Raw genomic sequence first — 26,095 nt, 5'->3', positions numbered from 1 at the left:
CTCCAATGACAGGAGCGATTTTCCGGTTGAAAAGGCGCTTTTGCAATAATCGGATGCCCCAATCCAATCGCTCCCGTTACAAAATTGCATCACTCCTGTCTTCAGGCCTCGGGTTTGCATCAAAGGGGCACTGGTTTCGCCCTTCTTATTGTAAACGCAGGAGAAGATTGGAGGTCGGCAGGTAATTCCAGCTCTTTATGCGTCGCCTTCAGCCCCGGGATTCGGAAAGCCAAAATTGGTCAGATGAAAAACTGCCAAGTGGTATGACGTAATGGTTGACTCGCGTGGGTTGTCCGGTATCCATGCTGGCACGAAAATATAACAAGGGAGGGGGCGGTGCCGTCAGGCGTCGCCCGCATTATTATGGTTTCACGCATTTCGTTTTCCGCCGCATTGCTTGCAGGGACAGCGCTTCTCGCAACCCCCGCCCTCGCTCAGGATGAGTCGGATGAAGTTGCCGGAGAAGGCAGTGTCGAGCAGGATGGCGAGATTGTCGTCGAAGGTTTCCGAGCGCTCGTCCAGAACTCGATTGACGCGAAACGCGACTCGATCGAGGTGTATGATGCGCTGACCGCTGACGAAATCGGCGACATTCCTGCTCTTTCCATTGGTGAAGCGCTCGAAACGCTTACCGGCGCTGGTTCGCACCGCGAAAATGGCGGCGCGACGGAGATCTCGATCCGCGGCCTCGGGCCATTTCTTGGCTCGACCGTCATCAACGGCCGCGTCGCAACCAATGGTAGCGGCGACCGCTCGGTCAATTTCAGCCAGTTCCCGGCCGAGCTCTTCACCGAGATCGGCATCTATAAGACGCAGGCGGCAAGCTACATCGAAGGCGGTGTTGCGGGGCAGATCGTACTCGAGACGACACGCCCAATCGACTACGGCCGCCGCCGCGTTCAGGGCGAGATCAAAGCCGAACTGAACCCCGACAATTATGACATCGATTCCAGCCAGCGCCTCAACGATTTCGGCTATCGCGGCTCGCTTAGCTATATCGACCAGTTCAGTGTCGGTGACGGAGAGCTGGGCATCTCGCTCGGCTACGAGCGCCGCGATTCGAACAATCCTGAGCAGGAAGTGCGCGTTTCCAACACGATTCGCGCCTGTGTGGTCGATCCCAGCACGACCAGCGACGGCGTGTTCGATGATGGCAATTGCGACACAAGCAGCGGGACAATCGATGGCCTTCGCGATGGCAGCGTCAACCTTCCCTTTGTGATCGCGCGCAACAGCTACGCGCTGCGCTCGAACATCACGGCTGACGAGCGCAACGCGTTCTTTGGCGCGATCCAGTATCAGCCCAGCCCCGACGTCGATATCAACGCCGACTTCCAGTATTCGACCCGCACCCAGCGCGAGCAGCGCAGCGATCTGAACTTTGCCGAAGGTCGCCGTATTGACGGCCCAGGTGATCCCAACACGATCCCGGGCGTTGATCTCATCTTCACCGAAAGCGGCGCACTTCGCCAGTTCACCAACGAGCAACGCATTGAAGCGGTGAGTGAATATCTCGAGCGGGACGAAGAATATTACGGCGGCGGTCTGTCGATCGACTTCCAGCCGGCAGACGGTCTGACGATCTCTCTCGACGCATCCTATTCACGCACGCAGCGGATCGAGGAAGCTGTGCAGATCCGCTTCCGCACAGAGGATGGCGAAAGCATCTTCGGTAACACCGATGCAGACGGCAACCCGTTCTTCCCCGAAGCGTTCGAAAGCGATCAAACACCGAATGCGGGCCGTACCAATGGCACCGATGACCGCGTAGAAACCGCTGTTCAAATCTTCCAGAACGGTTCGCAGGGCCTTAACTTCATCACGCAGAACTTTGACGTGACCGACTACACCTTGTTCGCCAACGATCCGCGCCTTCGCGCCGATCTCGAGCAGGATCGCTTCAACGAGGTCTGGGCAGTGCGCGGCGATGTGGCCTACGAAATGGAAGGGTTCTTCAACCTGTTCCAGGCCGGGACGCGCTACCAGCAACTGGTCTATCGCGACGTTCCGGGCGCTGTGAACGGATCAAGCCGGTTCGAGAACACGTACAACGATACCGATGGCAGCGGCGCGCTGTTTGTTGCGAACCAAGAATGCCGCACGCCGTTCCCGGAATCGGGCTTCCTTTCTTCGATCCAGGGTAACAACCCGCTGATCACGAATGTTGATCTGGACGGAAACGTCATCAGCACCTCGAACACATTCGCAACCTTCGATGCGCTCTGCATCGCGCAGGTTCTGGAGCGTGAAGATCCCTCGGGCCTCGAATTCGACGAGAACGGCATTCCGATCTACCCGACCGGCGATTTCCTGTCCGCACAGAATACGGATGTGACGGAGCGTTCCTGGGCTGGCTACGTGCAGGCTGATTTCGACAGCACGCTGGGCTCGCTTCCAGTGCGCGGCAATATCGGCGTGCGCATCGTCAACACCTCGGTGCGTTCAACCGGCTTCCGGTCGAACTTCACGGTTGAATTGCAGGATCTCGATGGTGACGGCTCCAGTGGTTTTGTGCTGGTCGAGGATTCAACGAACCTCGTTCGCCGCCGCACGACCAATTCCTACACCGAATTCCTGCCGAGCTTTAACCTCGTCACGGAGTTCTCGCCCGACGTGCTGGGTCGTTTCGCGGTCTATCGTTCACTGTCGCGTCCTGACCCGTCTTCGCTGGGTGATGGCCGGATATTCAGCTTTAACGATGATGACGAGTTCCTCACCATCGATGACGCGCTGGCAGGAGGCTTCAACAATGTAAGCGCCACCGGCAACCCGTCGACCGAACCACTGATGAGCTGGAACTTCGACGCTGGCCTCGAATGGTATCCGAATGACGACACAATCCTTGCCTTCAACGCCTATTATAAGAGCTTCAATGGCGGGTTCGAAACAATCGGCTTCTTTGAAGATTACAACATCAATGGCGAGAATCTGAGCCTCTTCACCACCTCGGTGAACACCAGCAATGACACCAGCACCATTTACGGCCTCGAAGTCACCGCTTCGCATCGTTTCAGCTATCTGCCGGCTCCGCTAGACGGGCTCGGCTTCAAGATCAGCTACAACTATGCAGACTCCGACTTCGAGTTTGAGGATGATGCGCTCGGTGCGATCACTACGGTTAACCCCGACGGATCGCGCGATGTGAGCAACGGTCTGATTGTTCCGGCCAACCTGTTCGGCTTCTCCGAACATGTTCTTTCGGCGCAGGCCTATTACGAGATAGGGCCGTTCGACCTCCAAGGCGTCTACAAATATCGTAGCGACTACTTCCAGCAGTTCGTCTCAACACCAGGCCGTATTCGCTATGTCGACGATGTTGAAGTGTTCGAAGCGCGCATCTCGCTCAAGGTGAGCGACAACATTCGTCTCTCGGCCGAAGCATTGAACCTGTTCAATGAGCCACGCACCGATTTCCGCGGGGCACCAGACGATCTCGGTCAAGTGCTGGTCTACGGCCCTCGCTACTTCGTCGGCATTCGCGGACGGTTCTAACCGGTTAGGGCTGCTATCGTTTGAGGGGTCGATGGCAGCCCGCCCTTTTTGACTGGCAATTTTGCGGCTATTACACAAAGGACTTTTACCAGAAGAGCAGACCACCCGTCAGCGAAAGAGGAATGGAATGACCAGCAAGCGACTTTTCCAATCAGTTGCCGAGCAGATTGCCGGGCTGATTGATGCTGGGGCATTCCCTCCGGGAACCCGCCTTCCGGGCGAACGTGAACTGGCGGAGCGTCTGGGTGTAAGCAGGGTTACGATCCGCGAAGCCGAAATTGCCTTGCAGGCCATTGGCAGGCTTGAAATCAAGACCGGCTCGGGCGTCTATGTCAGCGAAGCCCAGCCCGAAGAGCGTTCCGCCCTGCCAGGAGCAAGCGCATTCGAAGTGACCGAGGCGCGCCTTCTCGTCGAATCCGAAACCGCTGCGCTCGCGGCTCACAACATCACCGATGAAGCGGTGAACAAGCTTGCGCGGCTGGTCGAACAGATGCGGACTGGCGGCGAAGAAGCCGCCAACGAAGCCGATGAAGAATTCCACCGGACAATCGCCGAAGCCTCGAACAATGCGGCGATGGTCCACACGGTAAAGACGCTCTGGCGCATGCGGCAGGAAATTCCCGAGGTTAAAGCGACCTATGAGGCGGTGTGCATTCACGATGCGGAATCGCGCACAGCAGAGCACGAAGCAATTTTTGTTGCACTGCGCAACCGCGATCCCGCTGGTGCGCGGGCCGCCATGCGCGAACACTTCCACCGCCTGATCGAGACAATGCTTGATGCGACCGAGCGCATGGCTCTGGAAGAAGTGCAGGAAAAGGCAACCAAGAGCCGCGAGCGCTTCACGGCCGCCGCGAAAATTGCCTGACCAAATTGGTCTTACAAAAAACCTCCTAATAATATGCCAGATTGATTGACAGTCCTCGGCTTGCAGTTATAGTTGCTAGCCTAATGAATGGATGAGAGGACTGCCGGAATGCTTGCAGGGCTGCGCCTTGTGTTCCTTGCCGCATTGTGTTGCGCAACGCCGGCTTTGTCGGAGCAATTCTATGTCGAGAACCAGGCCGAGTATGTCGAGGCTCTGGCTGGCATAGAGGCTGGCGACACGATCATCCTTGCCAATGGCGAATGGCGCGATTTCGACCTCGTCATAACCGGTGAAGGCCGGGCTGATGCGCTCATAACCGTTACATCTGAAGAGGCTGGCCAGGTTTTCCTTACCGGACAGTCCAGCCTGCGCATCGGCGGTGAATATATCCTCGTCTCCGGCCTCGTTTTTCGTGACGGCTACAGCCCGCGCGGCGAAGTTGTTTCGTTCCGCCGGACAAAGGATGACATCGCAAGCAATTCCCGTGTGACCGAGATTGTCATCGACAATTTCAGCAAGCCCGATCGCTACGAATCCGACTACTGGGTCGGCATTTACGGCCAGAACAACCGTTTCGATCACAACCACCTAGTCGGTAAGACTAACAAGGGGGTGACCCTTGCCGTCCGGTTGGACAGCGAAGAGAGCCGCGACAACGGCCATGTGATCGACTTCAACTATTTCGGCCCTCGCCCTGTGCTCGGTTCGAATGGCGGTGAAACGCTGCGTATCGGGACAAGCCGCTACTCAATGTACCGCTCGGGCACGACGGTCGAGAACAACATCTTCGACCGGGCCGATGGCGAGGTGGAGATCATCTCTTCGAAGTCGGGCGGCAACATCTTTCGCGGCAATGTATTCCTGCGTTCGCGCGGCACGCTCACTCTGCGTCACGGCGACGACAATATCGTCGAAAACAACGTCTTCCTCGGCGGCGGCAAGGATTACACCGGCGGCATCCGCGTCATCAATCGCGGCCAGATCATCCGGGGCAACTATATGGAGGGCTTGCGCGGCGAGGCTTTCTCCAGCGCGCTCGCAGTGATGAACGGCGTGCCAAATTCGCCGGTCAATCGCTACGTCGTGGTCGATGGCGCGCGGATCGAGAACAACACGATCGTCGATAGTCGCCGCGTCGCTTTCAATGTCGGCGCTGATGAGGAGCGCTCTGCAGCGCCGCTCAACACCACATTCTACAGCAATCTGCTGAGCGGGCTTGAAGGCGAGTCCTTCCTCGAAGTTTATGACGACATTTCCGGCATCACCTTTGGCGGTAATGTTCTGGCGCAAGGCGGCGCTGCGGACGAGCTTTCGAGCATTGCCCGCCGTCCTGTCGAAATGGAGCGGGCAGAGAACGGATTGCTTTACCCCACCGATCCCGGCCTTGCCGAATACGGCGCGCCGCGCGATCTCCAGCCAGTGACGCTCGATCAGGTCGGGGTCGATTGGTATGCCAAGCCCGGTGAAGATCGCGGTTTCGGCTTCTCGGGCAATGTCATCCATGTCGAGCCGGGCGAAGGCACGCTTGTCACAGCCGCTCTTGCCGCTGACGCTGGTGACGTCCTGCTGCTGGGCAGCGGCGAATACATCGTCAACCGCTCCATCCCGCTCGAAGCCGCAATTGCGGTCCGCGGTGCTGCGGAAGAAGGCGGCGAGCCCCCCGTAATCATGTTCACACGCCCCAACCTGTTCGACTTGCGCGAAGGCGGCGAGCTTCAGCTTGTGAATTTGACCGTGGATGGCGCGCTTGCACCGGATTCAGTCGGCAATTCGATGATCCGCACCTCCAACTTTCCGATCAAGTCGAATTTGGTCGTGGAAATGGAGGACGTCACAGTGCGCGGCCTCGTTGTGAACAAGAGCTTCAACGTCCTGACACTGGGCAAAAGCACGCTCGCGGACCGGGTGACAATCCGCGGCAGCCGTTTTGAGGACATTACCGGCGCGGTTGTTTCTGCAGCGGCGGAAACCGAGGACTTCGGCCAGTACAACGTCGAGTATCTCGATATTTCGGGCAGCAGTTTTGCCAATATCGGCGGCGCAATTGCCGATGTGTATCGCGGCGGACGCGACGAAAGCACGTTCGGGCCCTTCGTGAACTTTTCCGGCAACTCGCTCGCTAATGTTGGCACAGCCGTGACCAATGGCAGTGGTGCTTCGCTCAATCTTCACGGTGTGCAGATTGCCGAAGTCAGCGACAACGCGGTTGCTCTGTCTTCACCGTTCCGCATCGTCCACACGGTCGGAACCCCCGATACAGCGCTGACGGACAACACCTTTGTCGGCACGCCTGAATTTATCCTTGAGGAACTGAACTACGATGGTCCTCACCGCGCGGAACTCTCTGGCAATGTCTTTGAAGAGGGCCTTGAACAGTGAAGCGTGCACTACTCCTTGCAGCAGCGATCACGGCCCTAGGCCACTCTCAACCAGCGATCGCTGCTGCGTTCCAAGAGGCCGCCTCTGGCACAAGCGCCGAGGCGGCCTCAACACTCTCTCCCCTTTACGCCGCCGAGCTTGAGCGTGCGCGGACGTTTGTCGATGCGATGATGGCCGAAGGGCCAGTTGTCCCTGTCCCGCTCGACCCCGGTGGTGGCTACACCCACGAACAGCACAAACGGAATTTCCGCGCGATCTATCAGGGTGGACAGATCTACCGGATCACCGGTGATGAGCGTTACCGCGATTTCGTCCGCGATATGCTGCTCGATTACGCGCAGCTCTATCCGACTTTGGGCGATCATCCCGAACGGCACGATCAATATTCAGGACGTATCTTCTGGCAGGTGCTGAATGATGCCATGTGGCTCGTCCACGCGGTGCAGGGCTATGGTGACATCCGCGACACTTTGACTGCCTCTGAGCGCCAGCGCATTGACGACAATGTGTTCCGACCTGCGGCGCATTTTCTCTCGGTTGAATCGGTCGACACTTTTGACCGCATCCACAACCACGCGACTTGGGCTACCGCAGGCGTCGGCATGACCGGCTATCTGCTGGGCGACCAGGACATGGTCGAGCGCGCCTTGCTGGGTTCGGAGAAAAGCGGCGAAGCAGGCTTTCTGCGTCAGTCCGAACTGCTCTTCTCGCCCGACGGATATTACACCGAAGGCCCCTATTATCAGCGCTTTGCGCTGCTGCCTTTCCTCGTCTTCGCCAATTCCATCGAAGAGAACGAGCCCGAGCGCGGCATCTTCCAGCACCGCGACGGTATCCTGCTGAAAGCGCTGCGGACCACGGTGCAGCTGAGCTATCAGGGATACTTCTTCCCGTTCAACGACGCGATCCGCGACAAGAGCCTGCGCACTGCCGAGCTCTATGAAGGCATTGCCATCGCCTATGCGCAAACGCGCGATCCGGCGCTGCTTTCGATTGCTGAGTTTCAGGGCCGCACGGTTCTGAACGATGCCGGAGCGACGGTCGCAGCGGATCTGGCCGCGGGAATGGCCGAACCTTTCCCCTTCCGCTCTCTGCTGCTGGCCGACGGTCCTGACGGCGAACAGGGCGCGGTGGCGATCTTGAGGCAGGGCGAAGGCCCGCGCCACACAGTGCTCGTCGCCAAGAACAGCTCCCAAGGCATGGGTCACGGCCATTTCGATAAGCTCAATTGGCAGCTTTACGACAATGGCAATGAGATCATCCGCGATTACGGCGCCGCGCGCTTCCTCAATATCGAGGCGAAGCGCGGCGGGCGCTATCTTCCCGAGAACACCACCTGGGCGAAGTCCACAATCGCGCACAACTCGCTGGTCGTCGACGAAACCAGCCAGTTTGGCGGGGATGTCTCGATCGCCAACGAGCTCTGGCCCGAGCAATTGTATTTCTCCGACGCCGCCGGCCTTCAGGTGTCGAGCGCGCAGATCGAAAGCGCGTATGACGGCGTTACGATCCGCCGCACTTTGATCATGCCCATGATCGAAGGGCTGGAAGCCCCGCTTGTGGTCGATCTGGTCAGTGCGACAAGCGAAGGCTCGCATCTTTACGACCTGCCGCTGCATTATTCCGGCCACATCATGGAATTCGATTTTGATGCGCGCGGCAACGTTGCCGAACGGCCCGTGCTGGGCAGCGACAATGGCTATCAGCACATCTGGGTCGATGCGGAAGCGGAACTGGAAGATGGTCGCGGCGCGCTGACCTGGATCCTCGATGGCCGGTTCTACACTTACCGCTTCGCCGGTAACGGCCCGCTGACTGCAGTGCTGGGCGAAAGCGGTGCCAATGATCCAGAGTTCAATCTTCGCCGTGAACCGCTCATCCTGCTGCGCGCGCAGCGCGAGGGCACAGCGAGCTTCGCCAGCCTGATCGAAGCGCATGGCAGCTATGACGGTGCGGCGGAGCAAACGCTCGACAGTCGCAGCCTTGTGGCTGGTCTCGATTACACAAGCATTGAAGGCAATGACATTGTCATCGTGACGCTCAAAACGGGCGCTCGATACGCGATTGCGGTTTCGCACATTTCCGATCCCGCGCTGTCGCATCATGTCACCGTCGGAACCGATCACATCATGTGGAGCGGTTTTGCCGCTGTGGTCGAATTGGACGCAGGGGAGAGCTAACCATGGCAACACTGGCAGAGGCGCAAAGCCCGTCATTAGTGTCCGCCAAGGACATTGAAGTCGAAGAACTGGGCGGCGGCATCAAACGCCAGATCCTGGGCTATGGCCCGGAAATCATGGTCGTGCGCGTGTGGTTCAAAGAAGGCTCTGTGGGCGAGGTCCACTCGCACCGCCACAGCCAGTCGACCTATGTTGAAAGCGGCAAGTTCGAAGTGTTTGTCGACGGTGAAAAGCGGGTGCTCGAGGCAGGGGACAGTTTCTACATCGCCCCGCATCTCGATCACGGCGCTGTGTGTCTCGAGGCGGGGGTTCTGATCGACACATTCAGCCCGCTTCGTGAAGATTTCTTGGGAGATGCGGCATGATTAAGGGCAAAGGTGGCCTTCGCTGGTGGGTGGTTTCGCTCGTCGCGATCGCAACCATCATCAACTACATTGACCGGCAGACGATCAATGTTCTGTGGCCGGAAAATATCGCGCCGGATCTGTTCCCCGATATGGACGCGGACGGGCACAAATACATTCTCGGTGTGATCAGCACCGTCTTCATCTTCGCCTATGCGGCCGGTCAGGCCATTTTCGGCAAGATTTTCGACTGGATCGGCACGCGGCTTGGCTTTGTGCTGTCGATTGGCGTTTGGTCGATCGCAACCGCCGCGCATGCGCTCGCACAGGGTGTTCTAAGTTTCAGTTTCTTCCGTGCAGTCCTTGGCGTGGCCGAGGCGGGCAACTGGCCCGGCGCGACCAAGGCCAACGCCGAATGGTTCCCGACTAAGGAACGCGCGCTGGCGCAAGGCATCTTCAATTCCGGCGCTGCTATTGGCGGTATCATCTCGATCCCGCTGATCGGTTACATGGCGGTTTTCCTCGACTGGAAGCTGATCTTTGTCCTCGTGGGCGTGGTCGGTCTGCTGTGGCTCGTCCCATGGTGGTTCATCGTGAAAGCGCCTCCGCAAAGCCATGACTGGTTGAGCGATGAAGAGCGTGAATATATCCTCACCGGCCAGAAGGTCGAAACCGACGACGATGATGCCGATGACGAAGGCTATAACCCTTCAACCGGCGAGCTGCTCAAGCGCAAGGAAAGCTGGGGCGTCATCATCGCTTCGGCTGCGATTGACCCGATCTGGTGGCTCTTCATCGTCTGGATTCCGACCTATCTGGTCGAGGTTCACCAATTCAACGTCAAAGACGTCGCAGCATCGGGCTGGCTCCCGTTTGTGGGCGCAATGTTCGGCGCATGGTTCGGCGGGCTACTCGCGCAGAACCGCTTGAAAGCGGGCTGGAGCGTCAATGCGACACGCAAGCTGACAATCACATTGGGCTGTCTCATCATGCTGCCGGCCTTGATCGCGCTTTCCGCTGCATCAACGCCGTGGACCGCTCTGTGGCTGATGTTCACGATCCTGTTCGGTTTCCAGACCGCAATCGGGAACGTCCAGACATTGCCAAGCGACCTGTTCGGCAAAGGCACTGTCGGCACGCTGTCCGGCATCGCCGGTATGGCAGCCAAGCTTAGCGCGGCCGCCCTCACCTATCTCGTGCCGATCATGACAATGGGAGCAAATTACTACTCCGTCTTCGTGCTCGGCGCCGGTCTTGCCGTTGCAGCAATCGCCAGCGTTTGGCTGCTGTGCGGCGAGATCAAACCACTCAAACCAAAAACGGCCGCTGGCCACGCGCATTCCTAAGGGGGATTGAATATGAAATTTGCAGGTAAGGTTGCGGTCGTAACCGGCGGAAGCCGCGACATCGGACGCGCCGTTTGCGTCAAGCTCGGCAGCGAAGGCGCAAGCGTCGTCGTCAATTACAACAGCAATGAGGCGGACGCCGATGCGACTGTCGCTGCGGTCGAAGCGGCCGGTGGCAAAGCTATCAAAGTGAAGGCCGACGTGACCAAGCCTGCCGATGTCGACGCATTGATCGGCGCCACGCGCGAAGCCTTTGGCGATGCAATCCACATCCTCGTCAACAATGCGGGCGGCCTCGTCGCGCGCAAGACGCTGGAAGAGATGGATGAGGAGTTCTTCAACTTCGTCATGCAGCTCAATGCGACATCGACCTTCCTCGCCTGCAAAGCCTCGGTCCCGCACATGTCGGCAGGTGCGGCAATCGTGAACCTTGCGTCTCTGGCAGGCCGTGATGGCGGCGGCGGCGGGGCGATTGCCTATGCCACCTCGAAGGGCGCTGTGATGACCATGACGCGCGGCCTCGCAAAAGAGCTCGGCCCCAAGGGTATCCGCGTCAATGCGATTTGCCCGGGCATGATTGCAACCACGTTCCACGACAAGTTCACGCCCGATGCCGCGCGCGAGAACGTCGCCAACTCAACCCCGCTCAAGCGTCAGGGTCGCGCGGAAGAAACCGCCGATCTTGTTGCCTATCTCGCCTCGGACGATGCCTCGTTCATCACGGGCGTGAATTACGACATCAACGGCGGCCTCGCCTTCTCGTAACCGTTCGAGCTGCAAACAAGGCTATGAGTGATACGCTTTCCAACCGTCTTCAATCGGCCCCTGTCGTCCCGCTGATCGCAGAGGACGATCCCAAGACCGCAGTGAAAGTCGCGCGCGCACTGGGCCAAGGCGGGCTGAGCGTGCTTGAGGTTGTGCTGCGCTCTGACAATGCGCAGGCGGGGATGGAAGCGATCCTTGCTCAAACGCAGGATATGGTAGTGGGCGCTGGTACCGTCCTTACTCTCAATCAGGCGAAGTCGGTGGTGGCGAGCGGCGCGCAGTTCATTGTTTCGCCGGGATTGGTGGACGAGATTGCGGTCTATTGCCTCGATCAGGGCATTCCCTTCTTCCCCGGCTGCATGACCGCTGGCGAGGTTCAACGCGCATATGCGCTGGGCCTGCGCGAAGTGAAGTTCTTCCCCGCCAGCCTTGCCGGCGGCGTGCCAATGCTCAAGGCGTTCTCGTCAGTGTTCCGCGAGATGCGATTCATGCCAACCGGCGGCGTATCGCCCGACAATCTGGCCGACTTCCTTGCAGTTCCCAGCGTCATGGCATGCGGCGGAAGCTGGATTACCCCGAAAGAGGCGGTCGCAATCGGCGACTTTGCCCGGATTTCAAACCTTGCGAGCGAGGCCGTTGCCATCGCGCAAACCGTTCGCTCAATAAAGGCTCCTACCCATGGCTGAATTTTTGTCCTTTGGTGAAATCATGCTTCGGCTCAAAACGCCTGGCCATGAGCGCTTTTTCCAGTCCCCGGCTTTCGAAGCCACTTTCGGTGGGGGCGAAGCGAATGTTGCCGTTGCACTGAGCAATTACGGGCTTGACGCGGGCTTTGTCAGCGCTCTGCCCGACAACGATATCGGCGATGCGGCAATCCGCGAGCTTCGCAGTTTTGGCGTCGATACGGCGCAGATCAGCCGCTCGGGCGACCGCGTTGGCATTTACTTCCTTGAGACAGGCTCGAACCAGCGTCCGTCCAAGGTCGTCTATGACCGCGCGCACTCTTCAATCTGCAATGCCGGGGCGGACGAGTTTGACTGGCTGGCGATCTTCAAGGGCGCAAAATGGCTTCATATCACCGGTATCACGCCGGCGCTGAGCCCCACTGCGGCCGAACTCTCGATGGCCTGCGTAAAGGCAGCGAAAGAGGCAGGGCTTACGGTCAGCTGCGACTTCAATTTCCGCGGCAAGCTGTGGAAATACGGCAAATCCGCGCCCGAAGTGATGCGCGAGCTGGTCAAATATGTCGATGTCGGCATTGCCAACGAAGAGGACTGCCAGAAATCACTCGACATCACGGTCGATGTCGATGTGGAGTCGGGTGAACTCGACACCGCCAAATACGAAGCATTGGGCCAGAAAGTCCTCGACATCTATCCCGACATGCACACGATCGCGATCACTTTGCGCGAAAGCTTGAGCGCGGATCGCAACAATTGGTCCGCATGTCTGCGAACACGCGACGACGGTTTCATGCTCAGCCGCAAATACGAACTGACCGACATTGTTGACCGCGTTGGCGGCGGTGACAGCTTTGCCTCAGCACTCATTTACGGCCTCAACGCCTATGAAGACCGGCAGCAGAGCCTCGAATTCGCCGTCGCAGCCTCCGCGCTCAAACATACGATTATGGGTGACTTCAATCGTGTGACCGTGCCGGAGGTTGAAAAGCTGATGAGCGGCGACGGGTCTGGTAGGGTGCAAAGGTAGGCAAGGAGTGTCGGAGTTCGAAATGCAAATGTCGCTCAACCGCGCCCGTTCCATTGGGTACAACCAAGCTCGATCCCATGCCAATGACAATTCATCGCGCGAGCAGGATCTTTTCGAACAAACCGTACGGCGCGAGCTTGTCGACGACACGCAACACGTCTGAAACTTGAGGCTGGTCTTGTAGAGACGAGTTTGTGTTAGACTGACAGCACCGCCACCCACCCCCAGCACTTGTCTCGTCTTGCAGATCCGCCTGCAAACCACTGAGAGTAAGCCGCGCTTTCCAGACCAATCCGTGGCCTCTGCATCATTCCTGCTGTCTCTCGATCGATGCCCGAACTTGGCAATGAAGAATGTCGCGAGATCGGAAGGTGACTGAACATTCGGGGTGAAGACATGCATCTTCCATTCCGGCGAAGGGAGCGAGGGATGCTGAGGTTCAGGCAGGTGAAGCCACTTTCGACTCTCAGCGCCACTTGATCGATAGACAAACTTGCAAGACCGCCCGCTCACCCGCACAGGATGAGCGGCAATCACCGATAACTTGAGAAGCACAGAGAGTAGGATGCCGTTCGCCTGGCGCAGGCGAGTTGGCATTAGACTGAACGCACCGATTGACAGTATCAAACCACGCTACCGCAAAATCACTCGCCGGTGTGTCTTCCGGCTTGCGATAAATATCGATGTCGATATAAATGCGTTTGGAGGTAAATCGTGACCGACTGCAACGACGCAACCTTGATCGAGAACGGGATCTTGTTCGACGCCACTGGCGCCTCGGCAAGCGTCCAGCCGATCGCTTTCGACGGTGAAATCGCGGCGACCGGCCAAGCTGCGCTCGACTGGGCCGAAGGTCGCAACGACGTCAAGCGCATTGACGCAAGCGGCTGCACCGTCATGCCCGGCTTGATCGATGCGCATTGCCATATCAGCTTCGACGAACCCCATTCCAACGACGAGCTGTTCTTCCACCGGCGCGAAGGGCTGTCCGCGCTGGTCGCGGCACATAATGTGCAAAAGGTGCTGCGTTCAGGCGTGACCAGCCTGTTTGATGCGGACACCATCTTCAACGTTTCGCTCGACCTGCGCGATGCGATCGAGGGCGGTGTCTGCGAAGGACCGCGCATGACCTGCGGCGGGAATGCCTTGTTCACTTCGGTTGGCGGCACAGCTGGGATGCTGATACCTGACGAAGGCGCGATCGGTTATCTCAAAGTCACGCGCACCCGCGACGAGATTGTTACCGAGATCCGCAACCAGGCCAAACGGGGCGTCGACTGGATCAAGATCCACGTCACCGGCCTAATCCCGCGCCAACGTGCCGAGGGTGAGATCCAGGTCTGGAATTACGACGAGCTCAAGCTGGCGGTCGATACCGCGCACGAGCTTGGCCTTCCCGTTACCGGCCATTGCCGCAACGCCAGTTCCACCCGCGACGCCGCGCGCGCTGGCTTCGACATGATCCTACACGCCACCTATATGGACGAAGAAGCGCTGGAAGCGGTGATCGAGCACAAGACGCCGATTGTTCCCACGCTGACCTTCCAGGCGGTGCTCGCCGACCATGGCGACAAGATCGGCTCGAACGCCTTCCTCAAGGACCTGTTCGCCAAGGAGATTGAGGAAAGCTCAGTCCAGTTGAAGCGCGCCTACGATGCAGGTGTGCCTTTCCTCTGCGGCACCGAGAGCGGTTTTTCGATAACGCCCTATGGCGAGTGGCACTGGCGCGAGCTGCAGGTGTTCGTTGAGAACATGGGCCTCACGCACGAACAGGCGCTGATCTGCGCCACGCGCGAGGGCGCTCGCGCGCTCAAGATGGAAGACCGGATCGGCACGCTTGAACAGGGACGCATAGCCGATGTCATCGTGGTCGAAGGCGATGTAACCAAGGATGTCACCCTGCTGGGGCGGCCCGGCGGCATGAAGCATATATTCAAGGGCGGCAGGCGGATCGACATCGAGACACCGCTGCCCGAACGCACTCCGCTGCCATCCTGGAGAGTCTCGAATTACTCAACCCTTCCCGCAACGCGCACCAATACGCTGGGTTGGAAGTGATGTCAGAGCACGAGGTCACTTCTTATGAAGGCTGCGTCCATGCGCTGAAGCAGCCCGACCTACGGCAATCGCTCTATGATGCGGCCGCTCTCATGATGAGCGATGTGCTGGTCAATCTGCATGGCAAGGAACATCGCGCGCGGCGGCTGGTCGAAGGGACGATCTTCCGCAAGGCCGTGTTCCTCCATTACGAGAAGAATTTTCTGCCGCGGACGCTTGATGAGACGATCCGGCCCTTTCTCGAGGCGGGGCGCGGCGACCTGGTCGATATCGGCTACCGGGTGATGATGAACCTGACGGTCGATTTCGCCGGCATTGACCGTCCCGTGCGTAGCCATGAGGAAACCGGCGAATTGCTGCGCTTGCTCAAGGAATTCAGCCTCGCACCGGCATTGGGGCAGTCGCTCGAAGGCGATGTCGAACCCAAGAAGGAGCGGATCCGCAAGGCGATGGCTGAGTTCAGCACGCGATTTCTCACGCCGTCGCGCCGCCGGCGTGAGGCGCTGCTGGCCGAAGTCGAAGCGGGCCGCATTGCCAAGGATGAACTGCCAGACGACGTGCTGATGGCGCTGATCCTGGGTCAGGAAAAACTGCAGATGACCGACGAGCAATTCCTGCAGGAAGGCATTTTCTATATGCTCGCCGGGGCGCATACGACGATCCACTCGCTCGCCCATGCGATGCACGAATTGTTCGAGTGGCTCGACGCGCATCCTGAAGACATCGCGCTGCTTAAGGATGATCCCTTCTTCATCCAGCGCTGCGTGTTCGAGAGCCTGCGCCTTCACCCCTCAAGCCCGGTCGCCAAACGCCGCGCTCTGTGTCCGGTGACGCTGGCTGCGGGCGAGGAAGTGCCCGCTGGCGACGAGGTCGTGGTCAATATGCGCGCAGCCAACCGCAACCCCGAATTCTTTGGCGACGATCCCGAAACCTACAACCCGCACCGCGAAGTGTCGGGCGGCAAGGCGCCCTATGGCCTATCGATGGGTTACGGAATGCACGCGTGCATCGGCCGCAACCTCGCTATCGGCGTCGAGCCGCGCCCCAACTCCACACCCGAAGATCACCAGTATGGCACGGTTCCATTGATCGTGGAGGCGCTACTGCGCTTCGGCGTCCAACGCGATCCCGACGGCGAGACGAGGAAGGACGAGACCATCACGCGCATCACTTGGTCCGAATATCCGGTCGTGTTCAGGCCCGAAGAGGCGCTGATCTGATGCAAGTCCACCGTCTGACAGATTACCGCGACTGCGAAGCAGCGCTACGCAATACCGGACTTCGGCAGGCGCTATACGACGCAGGCGAAGTCATCACCGGCGGGACGCTGCTGGTGCTACACGGGGATGAGCACCAGAAACGGCGCGAGGTCGAAATTCGCGTCTTCCGCCGCAACTTCTTCAAATATTACGAGAAAGAAGTTTTCCCTGCGACCTTAGATGAGACCATCGCTCCCTATGTCGCGGCTGGTGGCGGCGATCTGATCGAACTTGGCTATCGCCTCACCGTAAACCTGACTGCCGACTTTGCAGGTGTGGATCGCCCCGCGCGCACGCAGGAAGAAACCGCACAGCTCATTCGGCTGGTCAAGAAAATGAGCGAGGGCGCCACTATGGTGCACTCCACCCGCGACAAGGACGAACTCACCGCAGAAGTCCGCGAGGCATTGAGCGAATTCGACCGAGACTTTCTGCAAGCGTCGATTGCGCGCCGCAGAGCGCTGATCGCGCAGGAGGAGCGCGGTGAGATCGAGAGCGCTGCTCTGCCGCGCGACGTCCTCACCGTGATCCTAAAGGCACAGGACGAGCTGCAGTTCGACGAAGCGCAGCGGCTGCGCGAGATCGGCTTTTACATGCAGGCCGGATCGCACTCGACCGCCAATTCGGTGGTCCATGCGCTGGATGAAATACTCAGCTGGGCCGGCGATGATGCGGCGCGGTGGGCGAGGCTCGAAGACACGGTGTTCGTGCAGCACTGCGTCCATGAAAGTTTGCGCCTCCACCCGGCCAGCCCCGAAGCCTGGCGCAAGAGCATGTGTCCCATGAGCGTGCAGGGGGCCGGCGAGCTCCCGGAAGGCGACCGGATCGAGCTTGATTTGTTCAACGCCAATCGCAGCGAGGCAATTTTCGGACCCGATGCCGACAGCTTCAATCCTGACCGTGAAGTGCCAGTCGGCGTGATGCGCTCTGGCCTGGCGTTCGGCATCGGTGTTCACACCTGCCTCGGGCGGGAGCTCGATGGCGGGCTGGTAGCCAAGCCCGGCACCGATCCGGAAAAGGCTCAATTCGGCATCGTGCCGCTTATCGTTATCAAGCTGCTCGAACTCGGCGCGCGCAAGCTCGCGGATGACCCGCCGACCGCTGACACACAAACCAAACGCCCCAATTGGGGCCGATATCCAATCCAGTTTTCCAAGGAGCCCGCATGAGTCGCAGCGCCATAGTCACCGGTAGCGCCAACGGTATTGGCGCCACTATCGCCGAATTGCTCGCCGCAAGGGGATATCGGGTCGGAATTCTCGACCGCGACGAATCCGCGGTGGCCGAGCGTTGCGAGCTTATCGAGGGTGCGGTGGCATTGCCTTGCGACGTGTGCGACCCTTCAGCGGTCGAAGCCGCGTTCGAGGGATTTGGTCCCGCGCCCGACTTGCTGGTCAACAATGCCGGGATCGTGCGCTTCGGCCCGCTTGCCGAACAGAGCGACGACGACATCCGCATCACCATCGAAGTCAATCTGATGGGCGTGTTATGGACCAGCCGCTCAGCAGCGCGGCGCATGGCTGAACGTGGCAGCGGCCATGTAATCTCGCTCACATCGATAAACGCCTATTCCCCCGGCCCCGGATCGGGCGCCTATCCAGCGAGCAAGGCGGCAGTGAAACAGCTGATGAAGCAATTCGCGCTCGAATATGGCGAGAGGGGCGTGCGCTTCAATTCGGTTGCGCCCGGCTTCATTGACGGCGGCATGTCGACACCGATCTATGCCGATCCCAAAGTTCGTGCCGCGCGCAGCAAGGGCGTGCCGCTGGGTCGCCTCGGCACGCCGGAGGATATCGCAAATGCCGTTGCTTTCCTAGATTCGCCCGAGGGCGGCTATATCAACGGACACGATCTGGTGGTGGATGGCGCTGTGACGCACGCCGTGCTCAAAAACCTGCCGCGCGAATAGTGGCAGCGCGCGCGCTCATCCTCAGCGGCGGATACTCCCACCCCTTCGGCGAGAGCACCGGGGCGCTGGTCGGCATCATCGAAGAATGCGGGTACGACACCCTTATCGAAGAGGATATCGACGCAGCCATCGCCGCGCTGGCCGACCCACCGGCCATGCTGGCGGTCAACACGCTGCGCTGGAGCATGACACAGCACGCGAAATACGCGCCCGACCGCGATCGCTTTGCTTATGAACTGCCTGACAGCCACATGGACGCGCTCGCCGATTATGTGGCGAGCGGCGGGCGCATGTTCGTGATTCATGTTTCGACGATCTGCTTCGACACACAGCCACGTTGGCACGAGGTCATGGGCGGCGGCTGGACCTGGGGTCGATCGCATCACCCGCCCATGGGTGAGATCGACATTAGTCTGACTGAGGCCGGGGCAGAGCACTCGGCAGGCCCGGCGCAATTCCCGCTGCTTGACGAGGCCTATCACAATCTCGACCCGCGCGAGGATTGCACGGTACTGGCCACCTGCGAAATTGAGGAAGGCCCGCAGCCGCTTGCCTGGGTTAGGAAGTTTGGCAAAGGCCGTGTGGCGGTCGATGCGCTGGGTCACGATGCCCGCTCGATCAATGCGCGGGGCCATCGTGAACTGATCACGGCGCAGATCGAATGGCTTAAAGGAGCGAGCGATGCGTGAAATAGCCGGACAGGGCGTGTTGATCACCGGGGGTGGATCGGGTCTTGGAGAAACGACCGCGCGCTATCTCACCGAACGCGGTGCGAAGGTCACGATCACCGGGCGGCGGGCGGATCGCATTGCCGAACAGGCGGCGGAGATCGGCTGCCACGGCGTCGCGGGCGATGTAACCATTTCCGCAGACCGCAAAGCGATGATCGAAGCAGCGACAGATCATGCCGGCGGCAGGCTCGACTGCCTGTTCAACAATGCTGGCAACATGGTCCGCGGACCGGTTGAGGAGCTGGACGAGCAGGAATTGCTCGGTATTTTCCACGCCAATGTTGTGGGCGCGATGATGCTGACGGGGCTCGCGGCGGCTCACTTGGCCGCGACCAGGGGCCTTGTGCTCTTTGTCGGGTCGGTTCACACCAAGCGAGCCTTTCCCGGCGCATCGCCCTATGCTGCGACCAAGGCAGCGGTGGAAACGCTTGCCAAGGTTTACGCCGCCGAACTCGGCGACCGCGGGATCCGCGTGAACTGCATCATCCCCGGCAGCGTGCTGACCGAAATCAATGTGCGCGCGGGTCTGGTGAGCGAGGAAGAGGCGGCGAGGCGCCACGCAACGCTCAACACGATCCAGACCATTGATCGCCTCGGCCAGGGTGAGGATATCGCGCAGGCTGTCGGCTACTTCATGGAAAGTGACTTTACCACCGGTGCCAGCCTTACCGTTGATGGCGGTATGGGTCTTGGCGTGACCCGCGGTGTCTAGCCTCTAAGCAGCCTGCGCGCATTGTCGGCCAGCGGCACATCCATTGTCGGCATGCGGAATTTCTCCGGCGCATCCCATCCAGCGAAATTGGTGCCGTAGACAAGGCGGTCGGTCCCCACGCGCTCAACCAGCAATTCGACCGCGCGTTCGTCATGCATGTGGATGTCGTACCACAGCCGCCCTAGCTGCTCGGCAAAGGCGCCGTCGCGTTGCAGATGATCGGGTGCCCATGCGCGTTTGTGCGCTGCGTGCTCAAGCCGTCCCCACACAAGTGCAAGCGCTCCGCCGCCGTGGCTTATGCAAATGTCGAGCGTGGGATGGCGGTGCAGCACCCCGCCGAACAGCAGCGTCGCGACCGCAGTCGATTCCTGCATTGTGAAGCCGAGCATGATATCAAGCTCATATTTCGACAAGGCTGGGCTGGCAGCAGGCCCGTCAATTCCAGCGGGCGCGGGATGGATGAAGAGCGGGACATCGAGCTCGCAGACCGTTTCATAGAAGGTATCCATACGCGGATCGTCGAGCCCTTGCGGCATGTCAGTGCCGATATAGGCCGCCTTGAGGCCGAGATCAGTTACGGCCCTGCGCAATTCGGCAATCGCTGCAGGAATATCCTGCATGGGCAGCGCCGCTGCTCCGCCGAGGCGATCCGTCCGCGCATTGACCATTTCGGCCATGGTATCGTTGTGGCGTCGGCAAAACGCGATTGCCTCAGCTGCAGGTATGAAATGGAAATAGGTCAAAGGATTGGGGGAAAGCAGCTGCCAGTCTATGCCTGCTCGGTTCATCGCAGCGACGCGCACTTGAGGGTCCATAAAAGCGCTGCCGCGATATTTCACTCCGCGCAGCTTGTAGCTGCCGATCCGGAAGACGGGCACGCCATCCTCTTCGGTCAGTTCCGGGCCGAACTCGCCTGCGGTCCCGAAAGTCTCCTCCAGCACGGCATGGGCATGGATATCAATGACCTTGGCGTGTGCGAGGCTCATGCGTAACCCTGCGCGGCACCGCCATCGACGCCAATCGCAGCTCCTGTAATATAGCCAGCCGCTTCCGAGCCGAGGAAGACAACACAATTGGCAACATCCTCGGCCTCGCCTGCCCGGCGCAGCGGAATGCTTTGCACGAGTGCAGCCTCGATCTCTTCCTCGCTCTTTCCAGTCTGCGTCGATTGCTGTGCAAACAGCTTTTCCACCCGCGCTGTACGCGTCCAGCCGGGGCACACAGTATTGACTGTGATCCCGTCAGGTCCGACCTGGTTCGAAAGCGTCTTGGCCCAGCCTAGCACTGCCATGCGAATACTGTTCGACAGAGTCAGATTGGGCACCGGCTGTTTCACGCCGATACTCGACACATTGACGATCCGTCCCCAACCGCGCTCTTTCATCCCCGGCAACACCGCTCGGGTGGCGCGGATGGCGGACATAAGCGTGAGCTCAACTGCTTTCGCCCAGTCCTCGTCTTGCAGGTCGGCAAACAGGCCCGGCGGCGGCCCGCCTGCATTGTTGACAAGGATATCGATCGCGCCGAACCGGTCCTTCGTAGCTGCCACAAATGCATCGATATCGGCTTCGCTGGTAACGTCAGCGGTCATCGCGAGGCAGCCGGGCAGCGAGGCAGCCGCCTCATCCAGTGGCCCTTGCGAGCGAGCGCAGATCGCCACATTCGCACCGGCTGCGTGAAATGCCAAAGCCGAAGCGAGGCCGATCCCCTGGCTCCCCGCCATCACCAGCGCTGTGCGCCCTTCAAGGCCCAGTTTCATTGCGGTCTCACTCCCTGTAATTCCTTTTCACTAGGCGATCTGGCTACGATACATGGCGAGATCGAAATAGTCCCGCCATTCGCGGATCAAACCGTCCTTCACCCGGAATATGCCCATCAGCGGCAGCGCAATGCTTTTTCCGCCAACGCGCATCCGGTCGACCCGTTCAGTGAGCACATGCTCGCCCGCTGCGGCGATATGCAGCAACTCCCAATCGCTTTCCTCGAAGGGGCCAGCGGAGCGGAGATAACTCTCCACCGCTGGCTTTCCATTAAGCGGCTCCATCGGGATATTGTGATAAGCCACATCCTCGCCCAGCAATGCGCAGACGCGATCGAGGTCAGGACCGTGCCACGCCGCGACGAAGGCGCGCACAATCGCTTCAGGCATTTGTTGCTCACAATACAGCGTCATTCCCGCGCGCCTCCCTCTGCACGCCTTCTTGACATCAAAAGCCTCTGGGGTGAAGTATCGATTTCGATGTAATGGAGGGAAGGAGCGTGCGACCGCCGTTGAGCACACCGCAGCGCCAAAACTTCGTTCAGATCGCCTACCACGTGGCCGATCTCGACGAAGCGATCCCGCGCTTCGCGCGCCTGATGGGGATTGGCCCGTTTCTGGTGCGCAGGCATATCCCGCTCAAACAGGTGCGCTATCGCGGATCCGCCAGCGTGCTCGATATCAGCGCGGCCCATGCGCAGGCGGGGCCTGTGCAGGTAGAGCTGATCACGCAGCATTGCCGCAACCCCTCCGCCTTTCGCGACATGTATGAACCGGATGAAGAGGGGCTGCACCACGTGGCACTGTTTCCAGAAGACTACGATGCGATGATCGATCATTACCACGGGCAAGGCCATCACATCACAACTGAACTTGTGACCGCCGAAAAACGCGGTGCGGCCTATGTCGACACCAACGCCACACTTGGCCACATGGTCGAGGTCTATCGCGTCAATGAAACATTGTACGATTTCTATCGGGCAGTCGCCGAGGCGGCGCGCGATTGGGACGGCATTACCATGAAAATCGAGGTCTGAGCCGATGGATAAAGAGATAGACGCAATTGCGGACAAGCTGTTCGCAGCCTGGCGGGATCGGTATGCGATCGATTCCGAACCGGAACTCGCCGCCATGCGCGATCCGGATCGCGGACGGGCGATACAAGGGGCGCTGACCTGCCTATTCGTCAAGGCAGGGCGGAGGCCGATTGGGTGGAAACTGGGACTGACCTCGCAGCCCGCGCTCGACCTGTTTGGTGCGGATGAGCCCATGGTCGGGGTGATCTATGCCGATACGCTGCTGGAAGAAGGCGACACACTGCCAACCGGCGAAATCGTCAGCCCCCGTATCGAGGGCGAAATGTTGCTCGAAATTGCCTCGGTGCCGCAGCCGGGGGCAAGTGATGACGTGCTTATCGCCTCACTCGCATCGGTCAGCGCGGCCTTCGAAGTGGCCGACTCGCGCCTTCTCGGCTGGCCAAGCGCTATCGGCGGGGCCACGGCTGATAACGCTTGTTGCGGCTGGCTGATGCGCGCACCGCAGTCGCTCGACCCGGCGGAGGCAGACTTCGAGGGAACCAGTATGGTCCTCACCCGTGATGGCGAGACAATCAGCGAAGGCCGAGCGTCGGCCTGTTTTGGCAGCGTGCTGAAAGTCTATCGTTGGTTTGTCGCGGACTCTTACCGGCGCGGGAGACGCCTGCAAGCCGGCGACATCATTCTAACCGGCGCAATGGGTCCAGCCATTCCGATGGCAGGGCCTGCGACCTACCGGCTCGAGTGCCCCGGCCTGGGTTCGGCAACGCTGCCTTTCGGACGCGCGGCTTGACCAGCGCGTCCGGCTGGCAGGAACTGCGCGGCGGGTGGACGCTGCTGGTTGCCTGCGCGGTCGGTGTCGGGTTGAGCGCCATCGCGCTTCCTTTTTATGCCATCGGCCCGCTAACCCGTCCGATCGCGGCGGATCTTGGCTGGGCGCGAGCAGATATCCAGTTGGCGATCCTGTTCAGTTCGGGCCTCGGGGCTCTCACCGCCCCCGTAACCGGATGGATGATCGACCGCTTCGGAGCGCGTGCAGTCGCATTGCCATCGATCCTTGGCGTTTCCCTGGGCCTGCTTCTCGCCTCCTACGCCAGCACGCTCACGACCTTCTATCTCGGCTTCGCGGCGACGGCGATCCTTGGCGCGGGGACCAATCCGGTGCTGTGGTCGCGTGTCGTCTCCGGCAGTTTCGAGAAAGCCCGCGGTGCGGCGCTGGGCCTCGCGCTGGTGGGCACCGCGCTTGTCGCACTTTTGCTCCCCAGCTTTATCGTCGCGCTAGAGGAGTATGGCGGCTGGCGCTTTGCTCTGCGCGGTACAGCGCTGCTGCCGATGCTGATTGCCCTGCCACTGGTGTGGGTGTGGCTCCGCCCCGATCCGCAACGTCGCGCAGGTGGCACGGCAGGCACTGGCTTGCCCGGAGCGACCGTGGGTGAGGCGCTGCGCGACTATCGTTTCTGGGTCCTCGCTGTTTCGATCCTGCTTGGTTATCTCGCCATTTCGGGCACGCTAACCAACCTTGTCCCCGCGCTGATCGACCGAGGTATCGAGGCGCAAGCGGCCGCTGCATTCGCGGGTGCCGTAGGGATTGCCATGGTGCCGGGCCGTGTGCTGGTTGGATTTGTGGTCGACCGCATCTGGGCACCCGGCGTGGCAATGGTGGTGCTACTGCTTCCCGCCTTGGCATGCCTGATTCTGCGCGACGCGACCGATCCCGTCACACTTATAGCTGCCTGCGCCATCCTCGGCCTAGCGGCCGGGGCCGAGCTTGATCTGCTCGCCTTTCTCACAGCGCGCTATTTCGGACTGGCCCACTACTCCAAGATCTACGCGCTCGCCTATGCGGGTCTCGCCATGGGCAGTGCAACCGCGCCGTTCCTGTTCGCTTCGTTGCATGATCGAACGGGCAGCTACGGGACGAGCTTTGAGGTGGCTGCAATATTCTTCGCTATCGCGGCATTGCTTATGCCGATATTGGGCCGCTATTCGGACACAGACAACAGCGACAGGGACAGAGCTGCATGAGCGACGCCACTTCGACACCCACTTTGCCGCCGCTGATGGACCGTATTTCGTTCCTGACGCACCGGCTAAATGCGCTCATGGCGCGCGCGTGCAACCCCTATTTCCAGGTGTGGGGCGTGGATCTGATCATGTCGCGCATGATGGTCGTGATGCTCGAACATGGCCCTCTGCCCGCGGGCGAGATCGTGCGGATCATGGCGCTGCCACAGTCCACGATCTCGCATCAGATCAAACGGCTCGAAAAGCTCGGCTATGTCGAGCGGGAGCAAGGCAAGCAGGATTCGCGCGTACGCGCCGCATCGCTGACCGAGAAAGGCCGCGAGGTCGCGCTACAAGCCAATCTCCTGAGCCGACAGGTCATTGCCGTGCTGCTGGATTCAATCGGCGAGGAAGACATGGAAACGGTTCGTGCCGCACTGAAACGCGCCGACCGCGCGTTGCAGGAGTTCAAGTTTGAAGAAGATTGAGGGGGACTGCGTTTTGTCGCGCCATGAGGAAAACATCGCGCTTGCCCAAAGCGTCTACGATTGCGGTTTCGCGAGTGACTGGACCCGCATGGAAACGCTGCTTTGCGACGAATTCGAGATTGTTGAACCCGCAGGACTTCCCTTTGGCGGGGCTTATTACGGCAAGGACGCCCTCAAGCGAGTGTTCGGATCCGTGTTTGACGCGCTTCAGCCTAGCGATGTCCGGTTCAAGTCGATGACTGCCAACGAATGTCAGGTGGTGTCTTTGCTGGACCTGGTTTTTGGCAGCGACGAAGGTGAATTCATCATGCCGGTCGCCGAATTATTCGAGATCGAAGGCGGTAAAGTCAAACGGATGCTGCCGTTCTTCTATGATACCGCGATACTCGATCGTTTTCTCGCAGATCGCGCGAACGCTTAGGAATACGTGAAATCTCGGCCGCCTCGTATTGAATACAGGCCCGCCTACCTCACCTCAGCCAATAGAGAACCAGGAGCACGACCGCCACTGAGGCGAGGATAAACCAGGTGAGCTTCGAGCCGGTTGCTGCTTGCTGCTCGGGTTGAACCGGCCCGGTTTCGGGAGCCGTTTTTGCTCCATCGGCTGACCCCTCGACTGCACCGAGTGCGACCGAAAACTTGCTAAAGAAATCCTCGGCCATCGAACGCGCTGTGCCTTCAACCAGCCGCGCGCCCATTTGCGCGAGCTTGCCGCCGATCTTGGCGTCAGCATCATAGGATAGCTGGGTCCCGCCATCGACTGCTTCGAGACTTACATTCGCAGACCCCTTGGCGAACCCGGCGACGCCGCCTTGCCCTTCGAAAACCATGGTGCAGCCATTCGGCGCGTCTATCTCGGTTTGCGTGAGCGAACCGCTGAAGCGCGCGGCAACCGGCCCGACCTTGGCCTGCACCGTGCCCTCGAAACGGTCATCGGCAGTTTTCTCCAGCCGCTCGCAGCCCTTGAGGCAGGCCTTGAGCAGCTCGGGATCGTTGAGCGCTTCCCAGGCGCGCTGCGGATCGCACGGAAGTTGGTAGGAACCCTTGATTTCCATCG

At 59.9% G+C, this 26,095-nt stretch carries 24 protein-coding genes; 20 read left to right on the top strand and 4 right to left on the bottom strand.

All coding sequences use genetic code 11. The features are described 5' to 3' along the window. Positions 1 to 336 precede the first annotated feature (336 nt). The 15 genes from Q0887_RS08620 (at position 337) to Q0887_RS08550 (ending at position 19,753) form a co-directional block, all read left to right on the top strand. Entirely contained in the window at positions 337 to 3,492 is a 3,156-nt protein-coding gene (locus tag Q0887_RS08620) for a TonB-dependent receptor (protein ID WP_299194034.1), read from the top strand. 127 nt (positions 3,493 to 3,619) lie between these two features. Next, entirely contained in the window at positions 3,620 to 4,360 is a 741-nt protein-coding gene (locus Q0887_RS08615; protein WP_299194032.1) for a FadR/GntR family transcriptional regulator, read from the top strand. 87 nt (positions 4,361 to 4,447) lie between these two features. After that, the gene (locus Q0887_RS08610) at positions 4,448 to 6,739 is read left to right on the top strand and encodes a polysaccharide lyase 6 family protein (protein ID WP_299194030.1); all 2,292 of its coding nucleotides are present in this window, start codon (positions 4,448 to 4,450) and stop codon (positions 6,737 to 6,739) included. Further along, the gene (locus tag Q0887_RS08605; protein WP_299194028.1) at positions 6,736 to 8,919 is read left to right on the top strand and encodes an alginate lyase family protein; all 2,184 of its coding nucleotides are present in this window, start codon (positions 6,736 to 6,738) and stop codon (positions 8,917 to 8,919) included. The genes Q0887_RS08610 and Q0887_RS08605 overlap by 4 nt, the downstream gene beginning before the upstream one ends. 2 nt (positions 8,920 to 8,921) lie before the next feature. After that, positions 8,922 to 9,284 (top strand): cupin domain-containing protein, encoded by a 363-nt coding sequence (locus tag Q0887_RS08600; protein ID WP_299194026.1) that lies wholly within the window; start codon positions 8,922 to 8,924, stop codon positions 9,282 to 9,284. Beyond that, positions 9,281 to 10,609 carry an MFS transporter gene (locus Q0887_RS08595; protein WP_299194025.1) on the top strand — a complete coding sequence of 443 codons (1,329 nt, stop codon included), beginning with the start codon at positions 9,281 to 9,283 and terminating at the stop codon, positions 10,607 to 10,609. Before Q0887_RS08600 ends, Q0887_RS08595 begins: the two co-directional genes overlap by 4 nt. 12 nt (positions 10,610 to 10,621) lie before the next feature. Next, on the top strand, positions 10,622 to 11,374 hold the full coding sequence (locus Q0887_RS08590; RefSeq protein ID WP_299194023.1) for a glucose 1-dehydrogenase: 753 nt from the start codon (positions 10,622 to 10,624) through the stop codon (positions 11,372 to 11,374). Positions 11,375 to 11,397: 23 nt separating this feature from the next. Further along, positions 11,398 to 12,060 carry a bifunctional 4-hydroxy-2-oxoglutarate aldolase/2-dehydro-3-deoxy-phosphogluconate aldolase gene (eda, locus tag Q0887_RS08585; RefSeq protein WP_299194021.1) on the top strand — a complete coding sequence of 221 codons (663 nt, stop codon included), beginning with the start codon at positions 11,398 to 11,400 and terminating at the stop codon, positions 12,058 to 12,060. Further along, on the top strand, positions 12,053 to 13,084 hold the full coding sequence (locus tag Q0887_RS08580) for a sugar kinase (RefSeq protein WP_299194019.1): 1,032 nt from the start codon (positions 12,053 to 12,055) through the stop codon (positions 13,082 to 13,084). Before eda ends, Q0887_RS08580 begins: the two co-directional genes overlap by 8 nt. Positions 13,085 to 13,798: 714 nt before the next feature. Beyond that, on the top strand, positions 13,799 to 15,142 hold the full coding sequence (locus tag Q0887_RS08575; RefSeq protein ID WP_299194018.1) for an amidohydrolase family protein: 1,344 nt from the start codon (positions 13,799 to 13,801) through the stop codon (positions 15,140 to 15,142). Continuing rightward, positions 15,142 to 16,362, top strand: coding sequence for a cytochrome P450 (locus Q0887_RS08570; protein ID WP_299194016.1), 1,221 nt, complete (start codon positions 15,142 to 15,144; stop codon positions 16,360 to 16,362). The genes Q0887_RS08575 and Q0887_RS08570 overlap by 1 nt, the downstream gene beginning before the upstream one ends. Further along, positions 16,362 to 17,570 (top strand): cytochrome P450, encoded by a 1,209-nt coding sequence (locus tag Q0887_RS08565; RefSeq protein WP_299194014.1) that lies wholly within the window; start codon positions 16,362 to 16,364, stop codon positions 17,568 to 17,570. Before Q0887_RS08570 ends, Q0887_RS08565 begins: the two co-directional genes overlap by 1 nt. Beyond that, the gene (locus Q0887_RS08560) at positions 17,567 to 18,310 is read left to right on the top strand and encodes an SDR family oxidoreductase (protein ID WP_299194012.1); all 744 of its coding nucleotides are present in this window, start codon (positions 17,567 to 17,569) and stop codon (positions 18,308 to 18,310) included. Before Q0887_RS08565 ends, Q0887_RS08560 begins: the two co-directional genes overlap by 4 nt. Then, entirely contained in the window at positions 18,310 to 18,999 is a 690-nt protein-coding gene (locus tag Q0887_RS08555; RefSeq protein WP_299194010.1) for a ThuA domain-containing protein, read from the top strand. The genes Q0887_RS08560 and Q0887_RS08555 overlap by 1 nt, the downstream gene beginning before the upstream one ends. Continuing rightward, positions 18,992 to 19,753: an SDR family oxidoreductase gene (locus Q0887_RS08550; RefSeq protein ID WP_299194008.1), complete on the top strand. Its 762-nt coding sequence runs from the start codon at positions 18,992 to 18,994 to the stop codon at positions 19,751 to 19,753. Before Q0887_RS08555 ends, Q0887_RS08550 begins: the two co-directional genes overlap by 8 nt. On the opposite strand, the gene Q0887_RS08545 is transcribed toward Q0887_RS08550, so the two are convergent. Genes Q0887_RS08545 through Q0887_RS08535 form a run of 3 tightly spaced genes read right to left on the bottom strand, consistent with a single transcriptional unit; the run spans position 19,750 to position 21,926 of the window. Next, positions 19,750 to 20,739: an amidohydrolase family protein gene (locus Q0887_RS08545; RefSeq protein ID WP_299194007.1), complete on the bottom strand. Its 990-nt coding sequence runs from the start codon at positions 20,737 to 20,739 to the stop codon at positions 19,750 to 19,752. The two genes, Q0887_RS08550 and Q0887_RS08545, sit on opposite strands and share 4 nt — an antisense overlap. Next, positions 20,736 to 21,512: an SDR family oxidoreductase gene (locus Q0887_RS08540; protein ID WP_299194005.1), complete on the bottom strand. Its 777-nt coding sequence runs from the start codon at positions 21,510 to 21,512 to the stop codon at positions 20,736 to 20,738. Before Q0887_RS08540 ends, Q0887_RS08545 begins: the two co-directional genes overlap by 4 nt. A gap of 30 nt (positions 21,513 to 21,542) precedes the next feature. Next, positions 21,543 to 21,926 carry a limonene-1,2-epoxide hydrolase family protein gene (locus tag Q0887_RS08535; RefSeq protein ID WP_299194003.1) on the bottom strand — a complete coding sequence of 128 codons (384 nt, stop codon included), beginning with the start codon at positions 21,924 to 21,926 and terminating at the stop codon, positions 21,543 to 21,545. A gap of 98 nt (positions 21,927 to 22,024) precedes the next feature. Between Q0887_RS08535 and Q0887_RS08530 the strand changes: the two genes are divergently transcribed. From Q0887_RS08530 to Q0887_RS08510, 5 genes are read left to right on the top strand one after another with little or no spacing between them, the layout of a single operon-like run. Further along, positions 22,025 to 22,549, top strand: coding sequence for a VOC family protein (locus tag Q0887_RS08530; RefSeq protein ID WP_299194001.1), 525 nt, complete (start codon positions 22,025 to 22,027; stop codon positions 22,547 to 22,549). A 4-nt stretch (positions 22,550 to 22,553) separates the two neighbouring features. Next, positions 22,554 to 23,339, top strand: a complete 786-nt coding sequence (locus Q0887_RS08525; protein WP_299193999.1) for a hypothetical protein — start codon at positions 22,554 to 22,556, stop codon at positions 23,337 to 23,339. After that, a complete protein-coding gene (locus tag Q0887_RS08520; RefSeq protein ID WP_299193997.1) occupies positions 23,336 to 24,571 on the top strand; it encodes an MFS transporter in 1,236 nt (411 codons plus the stop codon). The genes Q0887_RS08525 and Q0887_RS08520 overlap by 4 nt, the downstream gene beginning before the upstream one ends. Continuing rightward, positions 24,568 to 25,038 (top strand): MarR family transcriptional regulator, encoded by a 471-nt coding sequence (locus tag Q0887_RS08515; protein WP_299193995.1) that lies wholly within the window; start codon positions 24,568 to 24,570, stop codon positions 25,036 to 25,038. Before Q0887_RS08520 ends, Q0887_RS08515 begins: the two co-directional genes overlap by 4 nt. Then, on the top strand, positions 25,025 to 25,459 hold the full coding sequence (locus Q0887_RS08510) for a nuclear transport factor 2 family protein (RefSeq protein ID WP_299193994.1): 435 nt from the start codon (positions 25,025 to 25,027) through the stop codon (positions 25,457 to 25,459). The genes Q0887_RS08515 and Q0887_RS08510 overlap by 14 nt, the downstream gene beginning before the upstream one ends. A gap of 49 nt (positions 25,460 to 25,508) precedes the next feature. Here the strand turns inward: Q0887_RS08510 and Q0887_RS08505 are convergent, their stop codons facing one another. Next, the gene (locus Q0887_RS08505; RefSeq protein ID WP_299193992.1) at positions 25,509 to 26,093 is read right to left on the bottom strand and encodes a carbon monoxide dehydrogenase subunit G; all 585 of its coding nucleotides are present in this window, start codon (positions 26,091 to 26,093) and stop codon (positions 25,509 to 25,511) included. Between the last annotated feature and the right edge of the window lie 2 nt (positions 26,094 to 26,095).

It is taken from the genome of uncultured Erythrobacter sp. (assembly GCF_947492365.1).
In the GTDB taxonomy this organism is placed as follows: Bacteria; Pseudomonadota; Alphaproteobacteria; order Sphingomonadales; family Sphingomonadaceae; genus Erythrobacter.
The sequence above is the reverse complement of the archived record's forward strand: the minus strand, read 5'-3'. Positions and strand labels throughout refer to the sequence as shown.